This is a genomic window from Anatilimnocola aquadivae, from assembly GCF_049819085.1.
In the GTDB taxonomy this organism is placed as follows: Bacteria; Planctomycetota; Planctomycetia; order Pirellulales; family Pirellulaceae; genus Anatilimnocola.
This window is the reverse complement of the sequence record NZ_CP187419.1, coordinates 2,926,677-2,947,470: the sequence shown is the minus strand read 5'-3', so window position 1 is coordinate 2,947,470 and position 20,794 is coordinate 2,926,677. Positions and strand designations below refer to the sequence as shown.

The following is a 20,794-nucleotide window of genomic DNA, read 5'->3' as shown; positions in this document are numbered from 1 at the left end:
TAGTTGTGACTGGCACAGTCCTTACAGCCGTTCAGGATGCTTGAATTCGCTACAGGAGGTTCGCGAAACAAAGACCGAAGGGCACTCGCGCCCTTGCCGATAACTCTGGGGTGTCAAACGTGCTAGCGTTCGCCAAGTCTCTTCGCATGACACGGAAATACCCCCGACACGGAAGCGCGACGCCTGCTGGTTTTTGTGTGACGTATATTGGGGAGACGGTCTTCGTGGCCTATCGGGCCGGGTAACAAACAACCGCTGTAATTTGCATCCGTTCGGATGCCCAAGCGTTTGTTCATCCGGTTCGGGTCCAAGGTTCGTCCCCCCGCGCTTTTGAAAATCCATTGAGGAAATTCTGTGACTGGCTCAGCTCATCGCCCAGACCGCGACCGGCCAGCACGTGTGGAGGGAGATTCCGTCATGTATATTTATGGTAGTTCGCAGATTCATTCCGCTCAGCCCCTGAGTGCACCGCATCGCTCCATCGCGACGCAGGCACCACAAACTCGGGGAGCCTCGGGAGTTGACCAATTGGACATCTCTCCAGAAGCCGACCTGATTAGCCAGGTCCACGAATTGCCCGACATTCGTCAGGACAAGGTGAGCAGCATTCGTGCTCAGATCGCCTCCGGCACCTACGACACCGATGCCAAGCTCGATGCAGCCCTCAGCCGCCTGCTCGACGAAATCGGCTAGTGCGAATGCAGAACGAAGAACGCAAAATGCAGATTAAACTGCATTTGGCGTCTTTCCGAACATTCTGCCTTCTTCGTTTTGCATTCAGCATTTCCAGGGGCCTCCTTCCCGCTGCCGCTGGAACAGCGTAGAATCACTTATTGAGACTACGGCTGGTCCGCTGGTGCGAATACCTGCAGAAAAGACATTCGCCTTGACGACAACCAGTCTCAATAAACTGGTTTCCGCTCTTCTCGTCGCAAGTGCCTTATGTCGGACCAAGATTCGCTCGAACGCGTCCCCGTAGCCCTCTCTCCGCGCGATCGCTTTGTCGAGTTTCTGCAAAGCAAAGGGATGCGAGTGACCCAGCAAAGGCTGTCGCTCGTCGATCATGTCTTTAGCCATCACGAACACTTCGACGCCGACCAGCTGATGGAGCAGTTGCCCCCCTCGGGCGACCCCAACCACGTCAGCCGGCCGACTGTCTATCGCACGCTCAATGAGTTCGTCGATGCAGGCTTGCTGCGCCGCTTCACGCTCAACGGGCGGGCCGTCTATGAGCACGACTATGGCTACCCGCAGCACGATCACTTTCACTGCACCGAGTGCAACAAGCTGCTCGAGTTCACCAGCCCCGAACTGATCACTATGCGCGACGATCTGGGCAAACAGCACCAGTTCCGCGTCACCGGGCACCGCCTCATCATCAGCGGCATCTGCCAGGAATGCGCCCAGGCCAAACGTCGCAGCCGCAGCCGGATGAACATGATCTAGCCAGGTTCCACCGAACCGAGAAGGGAAAGGTTTCATGGCAAATTACGACGCCCTGTTAGCCGAAGCGAGCCAACTCCCCATCGGCGATCGGCTGCAACTCATTGAAACTCTGTGGGACACTGTTCCTCCGCAATCGCTACCTCCTCTCAGCGATGAATGGGTCGCCGAAATCCAGCGCCGGTCGGCTGAATTTGATGTCGGTAACGCACAAGTGACTTCTTGGGAACAGATCAAAGCGGATGCTCGTCAACGTTCCAGCAATAATCCAGTCCCCGAATGAACGTCGACTACCTGCCCGGCGCACGCGTGGACTTCGACGAGACCTATGATTGGTACTCGGCACGAAGTCCGACAGCTGCAAATCGCTTTATCACGGCGATTGACGACGCATTGGCCGTAGTCGTGAGCAATCCCCTGCGATTCGCAAGTGACGACGGCATTCACCGCCTCTGCCCAGTTAGGCGTTTTCCGTTTCGAATCGTTTATCGAATTGAGAGCGACACGATCATCGTTGTCGCGATTACTCACGGCAGCCGAAGTTCGACCTATTGGCAAGATCGTTAGCCTCAGATCGTCCTGCCAGTCAGGATGCCTTGCGTCGATCTGCCAAGCCAGGAGTCGACGTAAGTCCAAACGAACGAAAAGGGTGGGTGTTCACAAACCGGCAGGGTTTGTGAACACTCAGGCGCGCCGCAGCCGAGAGATATCACAGGTCGCGTTCACAAACCTCGGTAGCCTGTGAACAAAGTTTCCCCAGTGAGTCGGCCGGAATGAAGGCTTATGTCGATTGGGCGGGGAACGGCGTTTCCTAATACCGCAAGATGTAATCCAGCGTCAGGCGATTGTCGAGCACGCCGCGGGTGTTGGTCACGGGCAGTTCCCAGGCGATGCCAACTTCCTGCAGCAGTGAAGGTTTGTACTTGAGGCCGAAGGCACCCGTAACGATGTCGCTCCCGGCGACACCCGTGGAGCCGAAGTTGAAGAAGTCTCCACCCTGGATGCCGTTCAGGCCCGCGTTGGCACCGTTGCTCATCCAGTGGAACCAGTTTCCTTCGACAAAGCCGTACAGGCACGTTCCCGCGATCTGACGGTCGACGTGGGCCGACCAGTAAAAGACCTGGTTCTCGGTTTGGCGATCGGCGGGCAGGCGAAAGCCAGCCGTCGTCAGAAAGTGGCTGCAACAATCCCACAGCAGACTGCCGTACGAGGCGAACAGGTTGAATTCTCCCGAGCCGTTACCCTGCAGCGCCTGCGGACTACCCACGGGCAGTTCGAACGTCCCACCGATGCTCAGAATCTGCAGACACTCGACGTCTTTCCACAGGTTGTACTTCAAGCCCACGGCCACGTCGGCCCAACCATCATCGAGCGGAGCATTGGGGCTGGCCCAGATGAAGCCATCCTTGGTGGCAATGAACGACAAATCGTCGCTGAGTGCCACCCGCGCCTGCATGGCCAACACTTGCAAATCGCTACCGGGAATCGCTCCGCCGGCCAGCGCTGGCAAGTTGTGTTGGATGAAAATGAAGCGCACCTCGCTGAGTGTGCGAGGATCTTCAAAAAACACCGGATTGGTCATCGGGCTAATGAAGCCGGACCAGCGTGTATCGGTCGCTTGAATGAAGCCGAGCAACGGACACTTTTCGTAGCACTCGCAACACTCTTCGGCCGGGGGTACTTCGAAGTACGGAGCGACTTCGGTCCCTGCCAAGGGGAGAAGTTCCTGTCCGTGTACCGCGCCTGTCGTCACGACGAGACAGACAACAAAGAAACTCCATTTCCAAACGCGAGACATAGTCGGATCCTTGACCGGGAAAATCTGGAACGACGGGTAAACCGGCGAAGATTTTTATGGAAGCCTGTGGACGCTATCGGCCCAATGCCAGCACATCGACGATAAGCAAATTTCTGATGCGATCGCAGCCAGGCTTTGGTGACAAAACCTCATTCGCTCGGCAAATTGCCGTCTCAAACGCAAGTCACGCTTTCGTCGTACAAATTTTCAACTTCTGAAATGCGCACCGTCATGTTCGCTCTGCTCGCTGCATCGCGCATAGATGTCACAACCGGTGCCCCACCACCGCCGGAAGCCGCGATCCGCCAAGAAAGCTATGGTTTCGTTGCTTCCCCAATCTGGGCATACCGGAGGGGGTACGGCTGTAGTGAATCTGCGGATTCTTTGCCGAGCGATCATCCACTCGCATTCTCCTTCGCAAAATGCTGAAACAGAGGGACACCTGCCATGCCAATCACGATCAGCCATTACCAGTGGATGAAGGAAACCGACAAAGGAATCTTCTCGATTCGCAGTTCGGAACTGAAGGCCATCGACGAAGCTCTGCTCTGGTACGCCAAACACACGAACCAGCGTAATCTCAATGCTCTACGAGCCGCCATGGAGGAATGGATTCACAAGGAAGGGTCCAACTGGCGGACAAGCGGCCGCAACAAGACGGGATTCGTCGAAAAACTGTACACCGAGTTAATGGAAGTCCCCGGCCGCAAAAGCGGGGAGGACATGGTTGCGGTCTCGGCTCTCCGCGATGAATCGCGCGTGTTCACGACCGATTTGTTCGCCGGCAAGCAACTCGATTGGCGACCTGGAATTCTGGCCAAGTTGAAAGTGAGTCGGTTTACCGCCTTCAAGAATACAGCCAGCGTGACCAACGACCTGAACGGAGTCACCCATGGCGGCATTCGCAATGGAATTGCGGGCCTTGCTCCTCGTAGTGGCGCTAGCCCCGGCGCTGGCGCCGATTTCTTCGTGAAGAGCATGGTTCCGGCCGAGTACTTGCTCGACGTCACGACCGCCCTCGCTTCTCACCTGCCGACGTTCATGAAAGAACTAGGCGTCGCCATGACGCCTTATTTGGGCGTGGTTGCCGCTGGCGGCGGTGCTCTCCTCGATGCGTGCAAGTTGGGGCGTGACACGTATCGTTCGTACAATACGCGCAAGCATATGGAGCGAAGCCTGGCCGTGGATGCTCCGCAAAAAGCCATGCAGGGCATCATCAACATCATCGAAAAGGAAGCGATGATCAACGGAATGAAGATGAGCCTGGGCATGGGCGAGTTTACGATGAAACTCGCCGGCGTGGCCGCTGACTTTGGCACCGCCACCACCGCCGCCATTGGTCTGGGAGCCAGCCTGGCCAAGTTCGGCATCTTTCTGGGCGATCTGGTCAACGATGTGATGGAGCGACGCAAAGCCAACGAGATGATGCGCGCGGGCGGCAATTTAGACTCGCAACTCTTCGTGGAAAGTCCGATCCTCGGTGCCTATCTCGTTTGCTGTGCGCCCACGAGTGTGCTGACGAATACCGTCTTCGACCGCTTCTTTGTCCAAGGCTGGCGCGGTGAGGTCGAACGGGCCGTGAAACAACATCACGAGCCGATCAAAGAACAAGCTCGCCGGTTGATCCAGGAGCATCGCTTCTGGATTCCCGCGTTGCAGAACTATCCCGGCATTCTGACCGTCAACAAAAAGAAACTGAAAGAAATGGAAGCTCGCAAAGGCAAGCCCGGCACGGAAGGCTTTGGCCACGACAACATGCCCGCGGCCCTCAAGGCGTAGAGGCTACCGATTCTTTCGCAGCGTCTGGCAGCTCGGGCAGTAGAAGGTTGCTCGTTGAGCTTGGACGATGCGGACGATGACCTGCGACGCACATTGCACGCAGGCTTCCCCCTCACGATCGTACACGCGGTGCTGGTTTTGATAACCGCCCGCCTTGTTAAGCGCGTTGCGATAGGTTCCGTCAGAGAGCGTCGAGCCTTCGTGCTCGATGGCGAGAAGAAGCACCTCTAGCAGTCGTCGATGAATCTCGTGCCACTCACCAGCTTTCAATTTTCGGCACGGCTTGCCTGGATGAACACCGGCGAGATGCAAAATCTCGGACGCATAGAGATTACCAACACCGGCAACCGCTTTTTGATCCAGCAACGCAACTTTAATGGCGCGCTGACTGCTCCCCAGCCGTTCTTGAAGTTCCTCCGGCGAGATCACCAGCGCATCGGGGCCCAGCTTATTGCCAATCAGTTCCGCAGCCAGTTTCTCATTGCTGACGAGTCGTACGCTCCCCAGCCCGCGTCGATCCCAGTAGTACACCGAGCGAATTGGACAACCCGTCAGATCAAGACGAAATCGCAGATGCTCTTGCGAAGGAGGATCGGCCACCAGCACCAACCCGGTCATCCGTGGTTCGAACACCAAAGACAGATCACCGGTCAATCGCACGACAACGCGCTTTCCGAGCCGATCGATGGCCTGAACCTTTTTCCCCTGAATCGCCTCCGCTAATGCATCGGCCGCCGGTTCAATCCGGATTGGCTTACGAGGGCAGGGTAGGGGGGTAGCACCGCGAACCTTGGCCCCTATGATCCCCAAGATCCCGCGGCGCATAGTTTCGACTTCAGGCAATTCGGGCATTTTTGGTGGCACTGGTGATAATGGTTGCGTGTTTTCTTCATTCTACCCGTTTGTGGCAATTTGCGTCCGATCTGGGAGGTCAGAAGTCGGGAGTCAGAGGTCGGACGAGAAAATGCAGAAGTTGGAATGCAGAACGCAGAATGAAATCCAGAGAAAACTTTTCCGACCTCCGACCCTTGGCATTCAACTTGGAACAGCTCGCCTCGAATCGTATGATGGAAGAGTACTCGCAAAACATTTGTCGGGAGCATGCGCCGAATGGTTGATTCAAGTGAAAGGTTGACCGGACTAAGTGACGCCGAACTGATGGCATTGGCCGATGCCTTACTCGCGCCGAGCGCTCAAGGTCGACTGAACGACTTGTTGAGTCGCAATGGCAACGCGCAGCTGTCGTCTGAAGAATCAGTTGAGCTCGACTCTTTGCTGGCCAGAGTTGATCAGCTCAATATTCTCAAAACACGAGCTCGCTTCACGCTCCATCAACAAGCAACCGGGGCACGTTAATCTTGAGCGGATATGTGCCGGCAGATTTACGCAGGCTAGTTCGAGAACACTTCGGTAGCTGCTGCGCCTATTGCCGATCGGCGGAAGCCTTGACCGTTTCGATCTTTGAAACTGAGCATATCCAACCGCGCTCATTGGGCGGACCAACTGAATTCGCGAACCTCTGCCTCGCTTGTCCGACCTGCAATCGCTACAAGGCCGATCGTTTATTGAGAAGTGATCCTCAGAGCAGTGCCGAGGTAAAGCTATTTCATCCTCAGCTTGACCGTTGGGAAGATCACTTTGCTTGGAACGCCGACTTTACAGAAATTGTCGCAGTCACCGCCTGTGGTCGAGCAACCATCGAATTGCTGCGAATGAACCGCCCGCAACTCGTTCGCGTGCGGCGAATGTGGGTCGAGATGGGCGAGCACCCACCAACCATTTGACCGTTCATTCCGCAGATTCTCCGTTCTTCGCCCCGCCTCCTCCTATCCCTCATCTTGTCACCTCGCTGGCTGGTAACGACAATTGTTTGTTTGCCAATGCCACGCCATCCGCAGTCCACCTCATGAGCACAGTTCCTTCCTTGCAGTCCGTTCCCGATGCCGCAGGCCGCTTTGGCTCGTTCGGTGGCCGCTATGTGCCAGAGACGCTTACCCGCGCGCTCGATGAGCTGACGGCCGAATACGCTAAGGCTCAGCAAGATCCAGCGTTTCAGGCCGAATTAGATGACCTGTTCAAGAACTTCGTCGGCCGGCCTTCGCCTCTCTACTTCGCCAAGCGACTGACGGAACGCTGCAAGGGTGCCCAGATTTGGCTCAAACGCGAAGACTTGAATCACACGGGTGCGCACAAAATCAACAACACGCTGGGCCAGGCACTGCTCACGATTCGGATGAAAAAGAAACGCGTGATTGCCGAGACTGGTGCCGGGCAACACGGCGTCGCCACCGCGACGGCTTGTGCGCACTTCGGAATCCCGTGCGTGGTGTACATGGGCGAAGAAGATATTCGCCGCCAGGCTCCCAATGTAAACAGCATGAAGTTGCTGGGCGCGGAAGTTCGCCCGGTGACGAGTGGCTCACGGACGCTTCGCGATGCGATTAACGAAGCGATGCGAGACTGGATGTCTTCGGTCGATACGACGCATTACATTCTGGGCTCGGTTGTCGGCCCGCATCCGTTCCCTCGCATCGTGCGCGACTTTCAGTCGGTCATTGGTCGCGAGACACGTGCGCAATCGCTTGAGCGCTTCGATCGCTTGCCCGACTGTGTCGTCGCCTGTGTGGGCGGCGGCAGCAATGCGGCGGGTATGTTCTATCCGTTCGTTGGAGACGCGAGCGTCAAGCTAATTGGTGTCGAGGCCGGCGGTCGCAGTTCGCGTCCTGGCGACCATGCGTCGCCGCTTAGTTACGGCACGCCTGGTGTTCTGCACGGCAGCTTTAGTTATGTGATGCAGGACGAAGACGGCCAGACCTGCGATGTGCACTCGATCTCGGCCGGTCTCGATTACCCCGGCGTCGGTCCCGAGCACAGCTACTGGAAAGATGCAGGGCGGGTCACCTACACCGCCTGTGAAGACGACGACGCCCTCCGCGGCTTCGATGCTCTCGCCCAATGCGAAGGAATTCTCCCGGCGCTCGAAAGTTCGCACGCCATCGCCTTCGCCATGAAGCATGCCGCCACGATGAAGCCCGACCAAACGCTCGTCGTCTGCCTCTCTGGCCGCGGTGATAAAGACGCTGCGGAAATTGCGCGGTTACGGGGTTAGCAAAATGACGACGTTCAAACAACTCTGGCCTGCGACCACGCCGGAAGCCATCGCAGCCTTTGAACAAAAGGCCGGGTTGCGGTTGCCGGCGCTGTACCGCCGGTTTCTGCTGACGACGAACGGCGGGGTGCCGGGCAGGTTTGGTTTTGGGAACGTATAGGTTTCTGGTCCAAGGGCTCAAATGAGAACACGTTCCTCGTAGAGTCAGACTTCGACAAGTTTGTCGCGAGTCTGACGGAATGAATATTTACAAACTGACGGACTACCGTGAATAGGCGAGATCTGTCGAACCATGGCTCACGGAGAGTACATTGACGTCGACCCCACGCAGCTGCGCCTGATGGGTAGCCGAATTGTCGGTGCGGATCCGGCTAAACTAGCTCGCCAGTTCCAGCGATTCGGCCTCTCGACATCCGGGATGCCGCCTCCAGAAGTGAAACGTGGTACCGATGGCGAGCTCGTGTTGTATGATGGAGTTACGAGGGCGACGCGTGTCGCAAAGTACCTTCCGGGAATGAAAATCAGGGTGATTGTCACGGGACAGCTACTGGCGGCTGTCGGGCATTTCCCGAAACTAGGAGATACCCTATGAGCGAAGAAAAGCAGACTCGGCTGGAACTGATTGCCGCGCTGATTCAGCTCAGCTCAATTCGTCCCGAATGGCGAATGGGACAGACCATCGCCAACCTCGCAACGACCTTAGGACGCGCCGAGCCTGGCGCCATCTGGGATCTCGAAGATGAAGACGCTCTAACGGCTGCCCAGTTTTTGCTAAAGCAACATGCTGAGTTGGAACGATCAGACGTGGCCTAACGTCGCGGCGAGAATTCAATAGAATTTGACATCCCTGGAAGATAGCTTTGGATTCAAATGCACACACCCGCTTGAGTTTGATCGACAGACGCTGGCGAATCTAGCTACGATGGCGGACCGCATGAATTCAGAAGGTGTTTGGAATCTGGAAGATAAAGAAACGCACGAAGCAGCTCGCACGTTTATTCGAGAACTCCACGAGCGTGGTCATCAGGCTCAAAACTGAGCCAGTATTACTCTGCACAAGAATTCATTGTTTTTCATGACCAAAATCGACGATCTCTTCGCTCAGCTTCGCATTTCCGGCCAGAAGGCGCTCATGCCGTTCGTGACAGCTGGCGATCCAGACCTGCAGTTTACGGCTGACGTGATTCGCGAGCTCGATCGCCGCGGCTGCACGATGTGCGAAGTGGGCATCCCGTATAGCGACCCGATTGCAGACGGCCCGGTGATTCAGGCTTCGTACACGCGTGCTCTGGCGCACAAGATCAAGGTGCAGCAGATCCTGGCGATGCTCACCAAGGTCTCTGCCGAAGTGAAGATGCCCATCGTCACAATGGTCAGCTTTGCGATCATTCACCGTTATGGGCTGGAGAAGTTCGTCGCCGATGCCAAGGCGGCCGGTGTCTGCGGGGCTATCGTTCCGGATTTGCTCGTCGAGGAAGCTGACAAGTTCTCCGCCATCTGTAACGCCGCTGGCTTCAACTTGATCGAACTGGTCACTCCCACCACACCCCGCGAACGCGCTTTGCGCATAGCGAACTCGAGCACGGGATTCCTCTATTACGTCTCGATTGCGGGCATTACGGGGGAACGAACCCAGCTGCCGCCCGACTTGGTCGAGAACGTGGGTTGGCTCAAGTCGCAAACCAAGCTGCCGATTTGCATTGGCTTCGGCATCAGTCAACCCGAGCACGTCAAGCTCCTTGCCCCGGTATCCGACGGCCTCATCGTGGGCTCGGCCATCGTTCGCCGTGTGGCCGAGGCTGCGACTCGGCCGCGCGCCGACGTTTTGAAGGAAGTGGGCGAGTACGTGTCTACCTTGCTCGCCGCACTCGGTTAGAGCCCTGGCACATCGCTTGCAAGCATCTGGGGCGACGGCATTTCTGAAAATCGCCTAGCGCAAGCTAAATAAATCGAGCTTGACCTTTCTGAAGTGCCGAAAGTAGAGTTAGGAAGATAGGTTTCATCAGCTGCCTGAGCGGCTACCGACGACCCCCACGTGGCGTCTGGAACGAAACCGGGCGATCGTTCCACCTTTCCGCCACGCGAGTGGCCGTCCCAGCAACCGCTTGGGCGATGCACTCTGCGGGAAAGGTGTTTCAATATGACGGACTTCGCTCGCCCTTCAACGGTCTCACGCTATTTCTCTGGACTCTGCGAGTCGATCTTTCAGACGCAACTCGGCGTCGTCGACCCGCCGCTGATCGACTACATCAGCCAGATGCTGCTGCGCTTCATTCGCACCGAAACGATGCACCGTGTTCGCAATCTCGCTGGTCGCCCGGCCGTCGAAGTGGTGGACATGCTCAGCGAAGCTGAGAATCGAATCGGGCTCGCGAAGCGCGAAGTTCATCGCCACATTGGCGACGTCACGCTCTTCTGGACCGGCGTCTATCCGGAGTCGCTACGAGAACTTCGCTCGACACAAAAGAAGGACTTCTTTGTTGACTACTGCTCGCAAGGCAAAAAGGCCTATTACATCGCCAGTACGATCAAGACCGATCGCAGCGAAGACACTCCCGATCTGGTGCTGCAGCAGCTGAGTGACCGCTTTGAAATGTGCGCTTTCGGCCTCGGCGAAGTTCGTCGGGAGTGGGAACGCCGCGACGACGCAGAAGGGCGGATCCTGCTGACAGAGTAGAGGAAAGGCAGAATGCAGAAAGGAAGAGGCACCGAGTTGGCGGCTTCTGCCTGTCGGTTTAAGCTATGGAAATGACAGCAGCACTCAAACTCGCGCTCGTTTCCCCGGAAGATTATCTCGCTAGCGAGATCGATTCTTCTGTGAAGCGAGAATACGTCGCGGGCACCATTCATGCGATGACGGGCGGGACAAACAATCACGCGAAGATCGCGCGAAATATCCTCGCAACGCTTTTTAATGCTCTTGGCGACAGGCATTGTGAAGCATTTGCTTCTGACGTCAGAATCCGCATTCGGGACAAGCGAGATATTCGCTTCTACTATCCCGATGCGTCCGTAATCTGTGAACAGAACCCTGGACACGAATTGTTTCAAGATCATCCGGTCCTCGTTGCTGAAGTGCTATCACCTTCGACTCGGCGGATTGATGATGGCGAAAAACGTGACGCCTATCTAACCATTCCTTCGCTGCAGTACTTCTTGGTCGTTGAACAAGATAGCCCGGTGGTTGTTGTCTACCGTCGCTCAGAAACGGGCTTTGATCGGCAGATTATTAGCGGCTTGGAGCAGCGGATCGAACTTCCTGCACTAAGCATCTCGCTGCCGCTCGCCGACATCTTCGCTCGCATCTCATTCGTCCCCGAATAGTCGCGGGCGATATCTTCGCTAGCAACTGGCCCGCGGAAGATGGCGAACCCTGGCGGACTCTGCCTCAGGTAGCAATGTTGCTGTGGATTCCGTGTGTGATGGTCGAACCAATTGTGTGGGTATCGTCTGTGCCGATCGTGCCGCAGATAACGAACGTAGCGGAATCGCCATCATGCTTGCAAATCGTCCTTTCGCCTTGCGATTGATCTTAGGCCTGGCAGCTATTGTGTTGCCGTTGGTCGCCAGCTCAACCGCATCCGCCCAGTACGAAGGGCGTCCCATCGCTCAGCCCTACTTCGATTTTCCCAACTGGGCACGCTGGTCAAACTGTCGACCCCATCCCCTCGTCTGGCAATTCGATCCCTTCGTCGGCTATGCGCAAGGTGACTGCCAAACCTGCATTGATGGCAATCAAAACGCCTGTCCTCCGCCGAGCAATTCCTGCGTTTCCGATTTCGTGGCCCATCGTCCGAACGGAATTTATGCCATCGCCGATTTCGCGCCCCTCACCTACGACCCCAATCACAATGTCGAGATTGCCCGCATCGGGGCGAACGGAGCTACGGCTCTAAGCACGGGCGATATCGGCTTTGAATTCGACTCGGGGGCCCGCACCACCATTGGCTACGTCTACTCGCCCTGTGTTCGCGTGGAAGGAACTTACTTCGGCACGTACTCTTGGTCTGATAGCGCTGCCGTTCGCAACCAAGATATCAATGGGCAGGCTGGCGTGGGTAACTTGACCACGATCCTCTCGAACTTCGCCGATGTCGCAGGCCTGGATGGCAACAACCTGGTCTCGCTCACTCAATTCTCTGCCTTCAACAGCCAGGAAATTAACATTCGCTACTGGCTCGATGTCCCGCCGGGTCCGTTCGATGTTTCGCTCACTTTGGGTGCTCGTCACGTCAGCGCCCGCGAGAGCTTGATCTTCCGGGCCGAATCGGACCCTCCCACAACTGCTGGCGACGCCGATTTGTCGGTCATCACCAACAACGATATGTGGGGCGGTCAGCTTGGCTTCCAGATTGCGTGGCTGCAAAGCTCGCATGTCTGGCTGGAGTTCGATGCGAAGGCTGCGATGTTCGCCAACAACGCGAGCCAGGATACGCTCTACACCACCACGACCGCCGGCCCTGTCATCACCAACTTCCCTTCGTCACGCGATCAACAGCGGACTTCGTGGATGGGCGATATTGCTGCGGTCTATAACATTCAGTTCCGCCCGGGCTTGGTATTGCGACTCGGCTACCAGGCCGTGTTCCTCAACGGCATCGCACTCTCGGCAGACAACATTCAGCGAGACAATGTCGTGCTTCGAAATGGTCCTGCACAACTCGACGACCGCGGCGAAGTTGTCTACCACGGACCGATCATCGGTCTGATGTGGAACCGCTAGGACGATCTGCCCTGAACGAGGTTAGGAAAGCGACTGTGCCACGCACCTAGAACGGCGCTTTCTCGACTTTCTGAAACTTCTCCGACACATCGCCAGACAACTCGATGCTATCCGGGTTAAGCACCATTACGGACGCGCCTGGCGCGAGATCGAACTTACCTAGATCTGCCCAGATCACATTCGGACTGGTAGTCAATTCGAAATAGTATCGTCGATCGGTGAGGTTGCTGACGGTGCGATACTCCGTGTTGTAAATACCAAAGCCCTTGTACGGCGCGCCAAAGGGCACGGACACATTACGGGCAATCGCCAGGACACTTGCAATCGCTTCGCGCTCGTTCTTCGGCTCCGGCAACATCGCAGAGTAGTACGCAGCACGCTGAAAGCGGTCGGTGGGATTCACGTTGCCCGGCAGCGGCATGGTGCTGCTCGGCTTGGAAAAATCTTGCTTCTTCAGCAAAGCGAGTTGCTCGTCGTACGTAGGATCGTTGGTCATCAGCGTGAACTCGCGCCCGTGGTGAATCACCGGCTTGCCACCGATGTATTCGATAATCGCGGAATCACCGCTCGCATCTTCAATTGCCAAATGTACGTTCGCCTTGTGTCCATGAGCTTCCGCCATCACCACCTGAATTCCTTCAAGTAACTTCAACGCCTCGGTCACATTGGCCGCGTTGTCGAGCAGGTACTGTCCCCACAATCCGGCGTGAACCGCGGGTCGCTTGCTGTCGCGAGGGCCGAAGTCGCAGGCATTCAGGTACAACATGTGAACGCCGAGCCCCTTTTCATTAAATCCGTCGGCAGCGCCAATTCCATAGATCGTCGTCACCAGGCTCCCATACTTCGACGTCCACGTGGCCGGGTTTTCTTTCACGATAGGTTCGGTGCCGACGCGACCGCCGTTCCGCTCAAGCCCCCGCGGAAACACGGTGAGCATCGGCAGCGTCGATTCCGGCCAGTCCATGGTCCGCCCCACCACGACTGCCAGCTTGTTGCGATTCCAGAGGATTCGCGAACAGGTGTATCCTGGCGTGACAATCAGCAGGGAGGCAACCAAGGCGACGACAGCCAGGCTCACAATGCGACTACGGTTCATGGGTGCTTTCGAGCGAAATAGCAGAGGTAGGCTTCGATGACGACCAATTTTACGCCACGATTGCTCAAGCCGAGCTACATTGCGACGGGTAAGATCCGCAAAAATGCCGATGGTGCGGGCAATCGCTCGCACTTGATCCGACGGTGACGATTCGAATGACGCAGTCGCGAAATTACTCGACTCAGTTCTCATGGCTGCCCCTTTTCATGCAGCTTTCGCTCGGTCGCCAAGCCATCGTCACCTTGCTCTTTCATCCACGCATCTAGCGCCGTGCCAAGCGATTTCAATTTGTCGCTGTGCTTGGTATCGGCAGCCAGGTTGTTGAGTTCCCAAGGATCAGCCGTCAGGTCGTACAGTTCTTCTGCTGGGCGAGTGTGATAACGGCGAACGATGGCTGCAGCAGCAGGATCGGTTTTGGCTTTCTCGACCCACGAGTCAAAGTAGTTGCGACCATCGGCGACTGCATTCTTGCCGCGATCAACATGCGAATGATGCTCACCAGCGGGATCGAGATTGCGGATGTATTTCCACTGATGATCGCGAACGGCGCGGATGGGGTAGCGATTCATCTCGCCATCGGCGCTGTGGGTGAAAAAGATGTACTCGCGATCTGCCCCCTTCTCACCACGCAGCAACGGCAGCAAAGAATGACCGCTGAGGTCTGCGTGCGATTTTTCGCCGGCCACTTCGAGACACGTGGGCAGCAAATCGATCCAACTTACCAGTGCATCGCAGGTAGTGCCCGGTTTGATCTTTCCCGGCCAAACGGCCACCAGCGGCGAGCGAACTCCTTCGTCGTAGCAGTTCCATTTGCCAAACGGGAACTGCGAACCGTGGTCGGCCGTGAACAGAAACAGGACGTTGTCGCCGAGAGCCTTTCTCGCCGCATCGTACACTCGCCCGAGATCACGATCGGCTCGTCCGACTGCAGCGGCATAATTGCTGCGGGCTTTGCGCGTTGCAGGAGTGTCGACTTGCGTTGGTGGCAGCGTGACGAGCGACGCGTCCACCGCTTCGTCTTTCGGCCAGGGGACGTGCGGCCAGTTGGTACCGACTATCAGGCAGAGTGGCTTGTCCGACTTTCGCTTCTCCAGCCAATCAACGGTGGCATCGATGCAATCGTCTTGGTGGTATTTGAAGTGACTCACGTGATCGAAGCCATACTCCGTGGCCTGTGCATAGTGGGCGGTCTTGCCGATCGCTGCCGTCTCGTACCCCAGTTTCTTAAAGTAGGCTGGCCAGCGCTTGATCGTAGGATTGGGCCGCGCGTGATTCAGCATTGCGCCATTCCGCATTGGGTCGAGCCCGGTCAGCAGTGCCGCGCGACTCGGCGCGCAACTGGGCGACGCTACAAATGCATGGGTGAAGGTCATCCCCTCCTTCGCCAGCCTCGCCATGTTAGGCGTCAGGCCCTGCGGCCCGCCATGCAGCGAACAATCGGACCAGCTCAAATCGTCGGCGAGAAAGAGGACGATGTGAGGCTTATCAGCGGCAGCTGAACTACCGAGTGCAATGAAGGCAGTTGCAACAATCAGCAGCGTGGACATAGCAATGCGAAGCTTCATCGACGGTCTCCTGAATTCAAGCATCAAGTCGAGCAAAAGCTAAGATATCAGGCGTTGCAATCCAAGTCGTGCAGCATCTGGCGAATCGCGCCCAGGTGATAAGCGGCGTGCGCAGCGCTCGCGTAGCAGCCAGTAAAGATGATCTCGTCCCACTGCTGATTGTTGGCAACCACTTCGATAACTTCATGCACTGTTTTCTCGAGCTTAGGAAGCAACTCAGCCCATTCGGCGTCCGTGACGTGTTCCAACTTCTAAGCCACCGTCCAGTCGGCTTGGGCGAACGCAGTTTGGTCGCCGTGCATCGCCCGATTGATCAAGTCCAAACCGTACAGCACGTGATTGGCATGCGAGACAATCGGTTTGCCACCTGCACGCGGCGGCTTCGATACTTGACTTGCCGACAGCGACTTCAGCGTATCGACTAAGCCCCGTTCACCCTGATTGATAACGTACGCATAATTCTTATCCGCCCGCAGCAGCGTTTCTGTGAGCAAAGTTCGCAGGCTCTTGGAAACGAGAGTCGGCAGTTCGTTCGACATGGGCATTACCTCACAAAAGATAAATCGAGGCCGTCGATTTTAGCCTGGTCGCGCTGGCTATTGTTGCAGTGGCCGCTTCATCACGATCGAACGTGGCTGATAGCCGTACCTGGCATAGAACCGCAGGGCACCTTTGTTGCAGGCAAGCAGTTCAATGGCGACATCGTCAATCGCTCGCTCGGCAAACCACCCGAGCGTGACTTGCAAGAGGGCATCACCGATTCCCTGGCTACGAAACTGAGGAGCGACGAATAGTGAATCGAGTTCTGCGCGGCCCTCAGCCATGACGGTGCTGATGCCGTACCCAACGTCTTGGCTGTTGATACTTGCCACGGCGATGACGTGCCCAGCAACGCCTTTGGCGATCAACGTCCGGCGACGATCGGCAAAGGCCCACGTCATTCCCTGCTTCCACTGCGGCGCAAGGTTGAAGTGAAAGTCTCGCTGCTGATTCCACAGCGGCTCGACGCGATCGAGCAGTTCCCAGCCACCTTGGGTAATTCTCATCCTCGGCAATACTCCGTGAAATAGATCCATTTCCAACTAAGAATGCCCGACACTCAGTGGGCATTCTCGGTTCACGGAATTTCGCAGGGCGATAAAGCAGTCAAGTCGCGAAAGTTCACTGCACGCGAGCTTGCTGGGCGAGTCGCTCCACGAATTGCTGATGCTCTGGCGAAGCAAGGCCCTGTTGGAGGATCGCAAGCACGCCTGCCTGATCGCCGGTAAGTAACGCGCCCCCGCTGAGCCAAAGACCAGGAAACACGCTGCTGCGATAAACGCCGCCTTCATCGGGTGCTTGCCGAACGAATTGCCCTTCGTGAAGCTTGAACCAGTCGATTGCGCGGTCCCACACTCGCCACACGATGTATTCTCGCACGCTATTGCGGCGATACGCCTCCAGCTTTTCATTCAGATCGTAGCTGACGCTGGACGCCGCAATCTCAGCAACTAGTTCGGGGGCCCCTTCGATATAATCGTCGTGGCTCGTGCGCGACTGCCCGCCATGCTTGGGAAGAATTCGGAGTGAGGCGTCGGGCTGCGGCTCATTCTCGGCATCGAGGCGTACGGTTCCATTGTCGCCTACCGCGACTCCTGGCGTATACGCTTCATAAGTTCCCAACCAAGTGATGAAGCGTGAGTGAGGACGCGAATGTCCTTCGGCAGAAACGGGGGGCCCCATGACGTAGACAATCCCTTCTACGAGTTCCGCTTTGATTTTCCTGGGAGTAGCGCGATAACGACGTTCAAACTCGTCGCGAGTCAGCCGATCGCCAGATTGCAGCGGCGGTACGCGATCAAAGAATGGCACCTCGGTCGGTGCCGTCGAGTTGGAAGAAACTGTCGACATAGTGAACAACCCATTTTAAGCAGTGTGGTCCTCACTCCATTTTACGCTAAGGCACGCACTTCGAAAACGCAAATGAGCAAAGCGAAGCGAAGTGAGACTGCTTGGAACGAGAGCAACGAATCAAAACTGCATTGCTCACGCAATTCTTCAGCCAGTTCTGCAAACAATAGCCTGCCCGAAATCACCTAAGCCGGTGCTCGGGCAAGTTTTTCAACAGGAAGTTGCAACGCCAGTGATTGAAAACACCGATACTTAGTCCCATGAAAAACGAAACAATTGCAGTTACTGGAAGAACGTTAAGGAAGAAAAAAAATCCGCTCGCGCCCTCGTTCGTGGACACCTCAAAATACCGATCTATCTCTTTGAGGTTTACGACCGCGAGTGTAAGCCCCAAAAGAACGCAGATTGGCGGTGCCAGCAAATAGGTAAATAGTATCGATTTTGCAAAACGCTGACTGTTGGGGAATGGTTGCATAGTCGACTTGCCTTCAACGGTTTCGTTGTTGCTCTACTTCGTCTCGCTCGTCGCGATACGAATCCCCAATTCGCGCAGTTGCTTCATATCCACCTGGTTCGGCGCTTCGGTCATGAGGTCGGTGGCCTTCTGGGTTTTGGGGAAGGCGATCACTTCGCGGATGCTGTCGAGTTGGCCGAAGAGCATGACGACGCGGTCGATGCCGAGGGCGATGCCGCCGTGCGGAGGCGCGCCCATTTGCAGGGCGTCGAGCAAGAAGCCAAATCGGTTCTTGGCCGTCTCGGCATCGATACCCAGCAGACCGAAGACTTTGCTCTGCGTGGCGCTATCGTGAATACGGATCGTGCCGCCGCCTGCTTCGCTGCCGTTGATGACCAGGTCGTAGGCTACCGCGCGGGCCTTGCCAGGATCAGTTTCCAACATCGGAATGTCTTGCGGGCGCGGCGCGGTGAACGGATGGTGCATGCTGTTCCACCGCTTCTCTTCCGCGTCGTATTCGAACATCGGGAACTCGACGATCCACGAAAAGCTGTAGCTCTTTGGGTCGTACAGCTTGAGATCGACGCCGACTTTCTTCCGCAGGTTATGCAGTGCCTTACAGCTGATGGCCCAGGTGTCGGCAACGAATAGCAGTAAGTCGCCCGGCTTGGCTTGCATCCGCTCGGCAAAGCCAGCCAGTTGCTCGTCGGTGAAGTTCTTACTGATCGGCGACCAGAGCTTGCCGTCTGGCTCGACACGGAACCAGGCGAGTCCCTTTGCTTCGAACTGCTTGACGAATTCGGTGAGTTCGTCGATGAGCTTGCGCGAGTAGAACGCGGCTCCACCCGGAGCGTTGATGCCGCGGACCTTCTTGCCACCTTCAGCCGTTTCCTTGAAGACGCGGAAGTCGACCTTGGCGGCCAGATCAGTGCAGTCGATCAGCTCACAGCCATAGCGCAAGTCAGGCGCATCGTGGCCGAACCGCTCCATGGCTTCGTCCCAGGTCATATGCGGCAGTGGCAACTGCAGGTCCATGTTCAGAAATTTTTTGGCCATTCGTTTCATCAGGCCGTCGATCATGTTGATGACGTCGTGATGGGTGACGAAGGACATTTCCAGGTCGAGTTGCGTGAACTCGGGCTGACGATCGGCGCGCAGGTCTTCGTCGCGGAAGCAGCGAGCGACCTGCACGTAGCGGTCGTAGCCGGCGACCATCAGGATTTGCTTGTAGAGCTGCGGCGACTGTGGCAGCGCGTAGAACTGCCCGTTATGCACACGGCTCGGCACCAGATAGTCGCGAGCGCCTTCAGGAGTGCTGCGACCGAGGATGGGCGTTTCGACATCGAGGAAGTCGTTGTCGGCGAAGTAGTTTCGCATCTCGAGAATGATGTCGTTCCGCAGCTTGAGCGTGCGTTGCATCTCAGGCCGGCGCAGATCGAGATAGCGATACTTCAGCCGCAGGTCTTCGCCGGGCAGATCAGCCTGAGTGGGATTGAACGGCGCGTTGTTCGACTTGTTTAGCAATTCGAGCGAGGTGACCCGAATCTCAATTTCGCCGGTACCGATCTTCTGATTGATTGTCCCTTCGGGCCGCTTGGCCACCGTGCCGACGACTTTAATGACGTCTTCGCCGCGAATCTTGCGAGAGTCTTCGAGCTGAGCCGCACCACCTTCGGGGGCGAAGACGACCTGGGTCTTGCCGTAGCGGTCGCGCAAGTCGATGAAGAGAGTGCCGCCGTGGTCGCGGGCGGTGTCGACCCAGCCGCACAGCGTGACTTGCTGTCCTACGTGTTCTGCCCGCAATTGCCCGCAAGTATGTGTCCGCAGCAAAGGAACCTCCCCGTCAGTGAACGAAGCGAAATATGGTTGGCGGCAGCTAGTTACGTTCCGTGCGGCTGCCGGCTGTGATCTTCGGTTACGCGATCCAGTGGTCGCTGCAAATCGAATCCGCCAGTGTAGTTGTTGCGGCGACTGGCGCAAAGGTTCGGAGGACGGCGAGAAAGAACTGCCACGCTGTCGGATCCCGGCGTGATCCGCCGTATCGCAAACCATTGAAGAAACAGCACTTAGAATTAACGACCGAACTTTCAGCCAAGTTCTGCTGATTGCCACCCGGTAATGCGCGAGCGTTGGACCCAAACCTTGCTGCAGGTATCAGAGGGGAGTGCCGATCCCGGCCAAATCGGGCCCATGTGACCCGCCAGACTAGACATCATTAACAATTCATGAAAATTAACACGCTAGACAATTGACAGTAACTCACCACCATTCGATAATGCCGGAACGCTCTCTCACAGCTTGGTGGTCCGAGATACGGCAGTAATCTGCGGCGGAGTTGCGTCGTTCTCGGCGATGCGCGGTTTGATTCAAAGACTTGTCCATCAACTTGGGAGGTTTGTGGACAAAAGGGGTGCATCAAGAAAGTTCGCGAGAGAATGCAAGTGAATTGGCTGCAGCGACTTCCAGCAACAAACAAAAGGACGCACCTGTACAAAAACCGCCTGGGTTCTTGGACGTTTCGGCAGAGTGTCAGGAAGGATTGCTAGGATGAGCTTGTACGCTCATCGCGGCCCGATAAGAATTGCACCTATGAAGCCCACGCAGGAACTCATCGACGATATCTACCGCGAGCGCATCGAACGCGCTCGCCGAACGCCCATGGAAGAGAAGCTATTGGGAGGACTAGAGCTCTTTTCCAATGCCTGTGAGATGGCCAGAGCGGGACTGCGAATGAGATTTCCGAACGATGACGAAGAGCAGATAAATCGCCGCCTGATGAATCAACTGGACCTCTTGAAATCGATCGAACCACAAGCATGGACTACTATCCCTACGTCCGAAGCGTCGTCGATGCTCTGATTTCTGCGAAAGTGCCCTCCATGCTTGTTGGAGGCCTCTACTCCTAGCAGCTAAAACCGGACAAGTGGTTCAACACTT

General features: G+C 56.5%; 23 protein-coding genes and 1 pseudogene. 15 read left to right on the top strand and 9 right to left on the bottom strand.

What is annotated here, in order from left to right:
• Nucleotides 1-417 precede the first annotated feature (417 nt).
• The 4 genes from NA78x_RS12040 to NA78x_RS12025 all read left to right on the top strand — a co-directional run bounded on the left by NA78x_RS12040 (nucleotide 418) and on the right by NA78x_RS12025 (nucleotide 2,010).
• A complete protein-coding gene (locus NA78x_RS12040; RefSeq protein WP_425618696.1) occupies nucleotides 418-693 on the top strand; it encodes a flagellar biosynthesis anti-sigma factor FlgM in 276 nt (91 codons plus the stop codon).
• A gap of 249 nt (nucleotides 694-942) precedes the next feature.
• A complete protein-coding gene (locus NA78x_RS12035) occupies nucleotides 943-1,446 on the top strand; it encodes a Fur family transcriptional regulator (RefSeq protein ID WP_425618695.1) in 504 nt (167 codons plus the stop codon).
• Between the two features lie 34 nt (nucleotides 1,447-1,480).
• Entirely contained in the window at nucleotides 1,481-1,726 is a 246-nt protein-coding gene (locus tag NA78x_RS12030) for an addiction module protein (protein WP_425618694.1), read from the top strand.
• Entirely contained in the window at nucleotides 1,723-2,010 is a 288-nt protein-coding gene (locus NA78x_RS12025) for a type II toxin-antitoxin system RelE/ParE family toxin (RefSeq protein ID WP_425618693.1), read from the top strand. Before NA78x_RS12030 ends, NA78x_RS12025 begins: the two co-directional genes overlap by 4 nt.
• A gap of 244 nt (nucleotides 2,011-2,254) precedes the next feature.
• Here NA78x_RS12025 and NA78x_RS12020 read toward each other — a convergent pair whose 3' ends face one another.
• Complete coding sequence (locus NA78x_RS12020; RefSeq protein ID WP_425618692.1) at nucleotides 2,255-3,241, bottom strand: hypothetical protein; 987 nt, start codon at nucleotides 3,239-3,241, stop codon at nucleotides 2,255-2,257.
• A gap of 447 nt (nucleotides 3,242-3,688) precedes the next feature.
• Here NA78x_RS12020 and NA78x_RS12015 point away from each other — a divergent pair, with 447 nt between their 5' ends.
• Nucleotides 3,689-5,020 (top strand): hypothetical protein, encoded by a 1,332-nt coding sequence (locus NA78x_RS12015; RefSeq protein ID WP_425618691.1) that lies wholly within the window; start codon nucleotides 3,689-3,691, stop codon nucleotides 5,018-5,020.
• A gap of 3 nt (nucleotides 5,021-5,023) precedes the next feature.
• On the opposite strand, the gene NA78x_RS12010 is transcribed toward NA78x_RS12015, so the two are convergent.
• Nucleotides 5,024-5,872, bottom strand: a complete 849-nt coding sequence (locus NA78x_RS12010) for an Fpg/Nei family DNA glycosylase (RefSeq protein ID WP_425618690.1) — start codon at nucleotides 5,870-5,872, stop codon at nucleotides 5,024-5,026.
• Nucleotides 5,873-6,390: 518 nt separating this feature from the next.
• Between NA78x_RS12010 and NA78x_RS12005 the strand changes: the two are divergent.
• The 9 genes and pseudogenes from NA78x_RS12005 to NA78x_RS11965 form a co-directional block, all read left to right on the top strand.
• Nucleotides 6,391-6,573 (top strand): annotated as a pseudogene (locus tag NA78x_RS12005) (HNH endonuclease); the annotation flags it as partial.
• Between the two features lie 12 nt (nucleotides 6,574-6,585).
• The gene (locus NA78x_RS12000; protein ID WP_425619501.1) at nucleotides 6,586-6,804 is read left to right on the top strand and encodes a hypothetical protein; all 219 of its coding nucleotides are present in this window, start codon (nucleotides 6,586-6,588) and stop codon (nucleotides 6,802-6,804) included.
• Between the two features lie 122 nt (nucleotides 6,805-6,926).
• On the top strand, nucleotides 6,927-8,129 hold the full coding sequence (trpB, locus tag NA78x_RS11995) for a tryptophan synthase subunit beta (RefSeq protein WP_425618689.1): 1,203 nt from the start codon (nucleotides 6,927-6,929) through the stop codon (nucleotides 8,127-8,129).
• 4 nt (nucleotides 8,130-8,133) lie between these two features.
• Nucleotides 8,134-8,289: an SMI1/KNR4 family protein gene (locus NA78x_RS11990; protein ID WP_425618688.1), complete on the top strand. Its 156-nt coding sequence runs from the start codon at nucleotides 8,134-8,136 to the stop codon at nucleotides 8,287-8,289.
• Nucleotides 8,290-8,717: 428 nt separating this feature from the next.
• Nucleotides 8,718-8,942, top strand: a complete 225-nt coding sequence (locus NA78x_RS11985; protein WP_425618687.1) for a hypothetical protein — start codon at nucleotides 8,718-8,720, stop codon at nucleotides 8,940-8,942.
• Nucleotides 8,943-9,204: 262 nt separating this feature from the next.
• Nucleotides 9,205-10,005: a tryptophan synthase subunit alpha gene (gene trpA / locus NA78x_RS11980; protein ID WP_425618686.1), complete on the top strand. Its 801-nt coding sequence runs from the start codon at nucleotides 9,205-9,207 to the stop codon at nucleotides 10,003-10,005.
• 264 nt (nucleotides 10,006-10,269) lie between these two features.
• Nucleotides 10,270-10,806, top strand: a complete 537-nt coding sequence (locus NA78x_RS11975) for a hypothetical protein (RefSeq protein WP_425618685.1) — start codon at nucleotides 10,270-10,272, stop codon at nucleotides 10,804-10,806.
• Between the two features lie 71 nt (nucleotides 10,807-10,877).
• Nucleotides 10,878-11,453, top strand: coding sequence for a Uma2 family endonuclease (locus tag NA78x_RS11970; RefSeq protein WP_425618684.1), 576 nt, complete (start codon nucleotides 10,878-10,880; stop codon nucleotides 11,451-11,453).
• Between the two features lie 172 nt (nucleotides 11,454-11,625).
• Nucleotides 11,626-12,852, top strand: a complete 1,227-nt coding sequence (locus NA78x_RS11965; RefSeq protein WP_425618683.1) for a hypothetical protein — start codon at nucleotides 11,626-11,628, stop codon at nucleotides 12,850-12,852.
• A 46-nt stretch (nucleotides 12,853-12,898) separates the two neighbouring features.
• Here NA78x_RS11965 and NA78x_RS11960 read toward each other — a convergent pair whose 3' ends face one another.
• The 7 genes from NA78x_RS11960 to aspS form a co-directional block, all read right to left on the bottom strand.
• Nucleotides 12,899-13,948, bottom strand: coding sequence for a linear amide C-N hydrolase (locus tag NA78x_RS11960; protein WP_425618682.1), 1,050 nt, complete (start codon nucleotides 13,946-13,948; stop codon nucleotides 12,899-12,901).
• 188 nt (nucleotides 13,949-14,136) lie between these two features.
• Entirely contained in the window at nucleotides 14,137-15,513 is a 1,377-nt protein-coding gene (locus NA78x_RS11955; protein ID WP_425618681.1) for a sulfatase family protein, read from the bottom strand.
• A 47-nt stretch (nucleotides 15,514-15,560) separates the two neighbouring features.
• Nucleotides 15,561-15,761 (bottom strand): hypothetical protein, encoded by a 201-nt coding sequence (locus NA78x_RS11950; RefSeq protein WP_425618680.1) that lies wholly within the window; start codon nucleotides 15,759-15,761, stop codon nucleotides 15,561-15,563.
• 3 nt (nucleotides 15,762-15,764) lie between these two features.
• Complete coding sequence (locus NA78x_RS11945; protein WP_425618679.1) at nucleotides 15,765-16,052, bottom strand: hypothetical protein; 288 nt, start codon at nucleotides 16,050-16,052, stop codon at nucleotides 15,765-15,767.
• Nucleotides 16,053-16,109: 57 nt separating this feature from the next.
• The gene (locus NA78x_RS11940; protein WP_425618678.1) at nucleotides 16,110-16,559 is read right to left on the bottom strand and encodes a GNAT family N-acetyltransferase; all 450 of its coding nucleotides are present in this window, start codon (nucleotides 16,557-16,559) and stop codon (nucleotides 16,110-16,112) included.
• A gap of 115 nt (nucleotides 16,560-16,674) precedes the next feature.
• Nucleotides 16,675-17,403, bottom strand: a complete 729-nt coding sequence (locus tag NA78x_RS11935; RefSeq protein WP_425618677.1) for a Uma2 family endonuclease — start codon at nucleotides 17,401-17,403, stop codon at nucleotides 16,675-16,677.
• A 508-nt stretch (nucleotides 17,404-17,911) separates the two neighbouring features.
• Nucleotides 17,912-19,687, bottom strand: a complete 1,776-nt coding sequence (aspS, locus tag NA78x_RS11930) for an aspartate--tRNA ligase (RefSeq protein WP_425618676.1) — start codon at nucleotides 19,685-19,687, stop codon at nucleotides 17,912-17,914.
• A gap of 759 nt (nucleotides 19,688-20,446) precedes the next feature.
• Between aspS and NA78x_RS11925 the strand changes: the two genes are divergently transcribed.
• Nucleotides 20,447-20,716 (top strand): hypothetical protein, encoded by a 270-nt coding sequence (locus tag NA78x_RS11925; protein ID WP_425618675.1) that lies wholly within the window; start codon nucleotides 20,447-20,449, stop codon nucleotides 20,714-20,716.
• Nucleotides 20,717-20,794 lie beyond the last annotated feature (78 nt).

Coding starts and splice junctions, on each gene's coding strand:
- NA78x_RS12040 (WP_425618696.1), top strand. CDS start 418: ATGTATATTTATGGTAGTTCGCAGATTCATTCCGCTCAGCCCCTGAGT.
- NA78x_RS12035 (WP_425618695.1), top strand. CDS start 943: ATGTCGGACCAAGATTCGCTCGAACGCGTCCCCGTAGCCCTCTCTCCG.
- NA78x_RS12030 (WP_425618694.1), top strand. CDS start 1,481: ATGGCAAATTACGACGCCCTGTTAGCCGAAGCGAGCCAACTCCCCATC.
- NA78x_RS12025 (WP_425618693.1), top strand. CDS start 1,723: ATGAACGTCGACTACCTGCCCGGCGCACGCGTGGACTTCGACGAGACC.
- NA78x_RS12020 (WP_425618692.1), bottom strand. CDS start 3,241: ATGTCTCGCGTTTGGAAATGGAGTTTCTTTGTTGTCTGTCTCGTCGTG.
- NA78x_RS12015 (WP_425618691.1), top strand. CDS start 3,689: ATGCCAATCACGATCAGCCATTACCAGTGGATGAAGGAAACCGACAAA.
- NA78x_RS12010 (WP_425618690.1), bottom strand. CDS start 5,872: ATGCCCGAATTGCCTGAAGTCGAAACTATGCGCCGCGGGATCTTGGGG.
- trpB (WP_425618689.1), top strand. CDS start 6,927: ATGAGCACAGTTCCTTCCTTGCAGTCCGTTCCCGATGCCGCAGGCCGC.
- NA78x_RS11990 (WP_425618688.1), top strand. CDS start 8,134: ATGACGACGTTCAAACAACTCTGGCCTGCGACCACGCCGGAAGCCATC.
- NA78x_RS11985 (WP_425618687.1), top strand. CDS start 8,718: ATGAGCGAAGAAAAGCAGACTCGGCTGGAACTGATTGCCGCGCTGATT.
- trpA (WP_425618686.1), top strand. CDS start 9,205: ATGACCAAAATCGACGATCTCTTCGCTCAGCTTCGCATTTCCGGCCAG.
- NA78x_RS11975 (WP_425618685.1), top strand. CDS start 10,270: ATGACGGACTTCGCTCGCCCTTCAACGGTCTCACGCTATTTCTCTGGA.
- NA78x_RS11970 (WP_425618684.1), top strand. CDS start 10,878: ATGACAGCAGCACTCAAACTCGCGCTCGTTTCCCCGGAAGATTATCTC.
- NA78x_RS11965 (WP_425618683.1), top strand. CDS start 11,626: ATGCTTGCAAATCGTCCTTTCGCCTTGCGATTGATCTTAGGCCTGGCA.
- NA78x_RS11960 (WP_425618682.1), bottom strand. CDS start 13,948: ATGAACCGTAGTCGCATTGTGAGCCTGGCTGTCGTCGCCTTGGTTGCC.
- NA78x_RS11955 (WP_425618681.1), bottom strand. CDS start 15,513: ATGAAGCTTCGCATTGCTATGTCCACGCTGCTGATTGTTGCAACTGCC.
- NA78x_RS11945 (WP_425618679.1), bottom strand. CDS start 16,052: ATGTCGAACGAACTGCCGACTCTCGTTTCCAAGAGCCTGCGAACTTTG.
- NA78x_RS11940 (WP_425618678.1), bottom strand. CDS start 16,559: ATGAGAATTACCCAAGGTGGCTGGGAACTGCTCGATCGCGTCGAGCCG.
- NA78x_RS11935 (WP_425618677.1), bottom strand. CDS start 17,403: ATGTCGACAGTTTCTTCCAACTCGACGGCACCGACCGAGGTGCCATTC.
- NA78x_RS11925 (WP_425618675.1), top strand. CDS start 20,447: ATGAAGCCCACGCAGGAACTCATCGACGATATCTACCGCGAGCGCATC.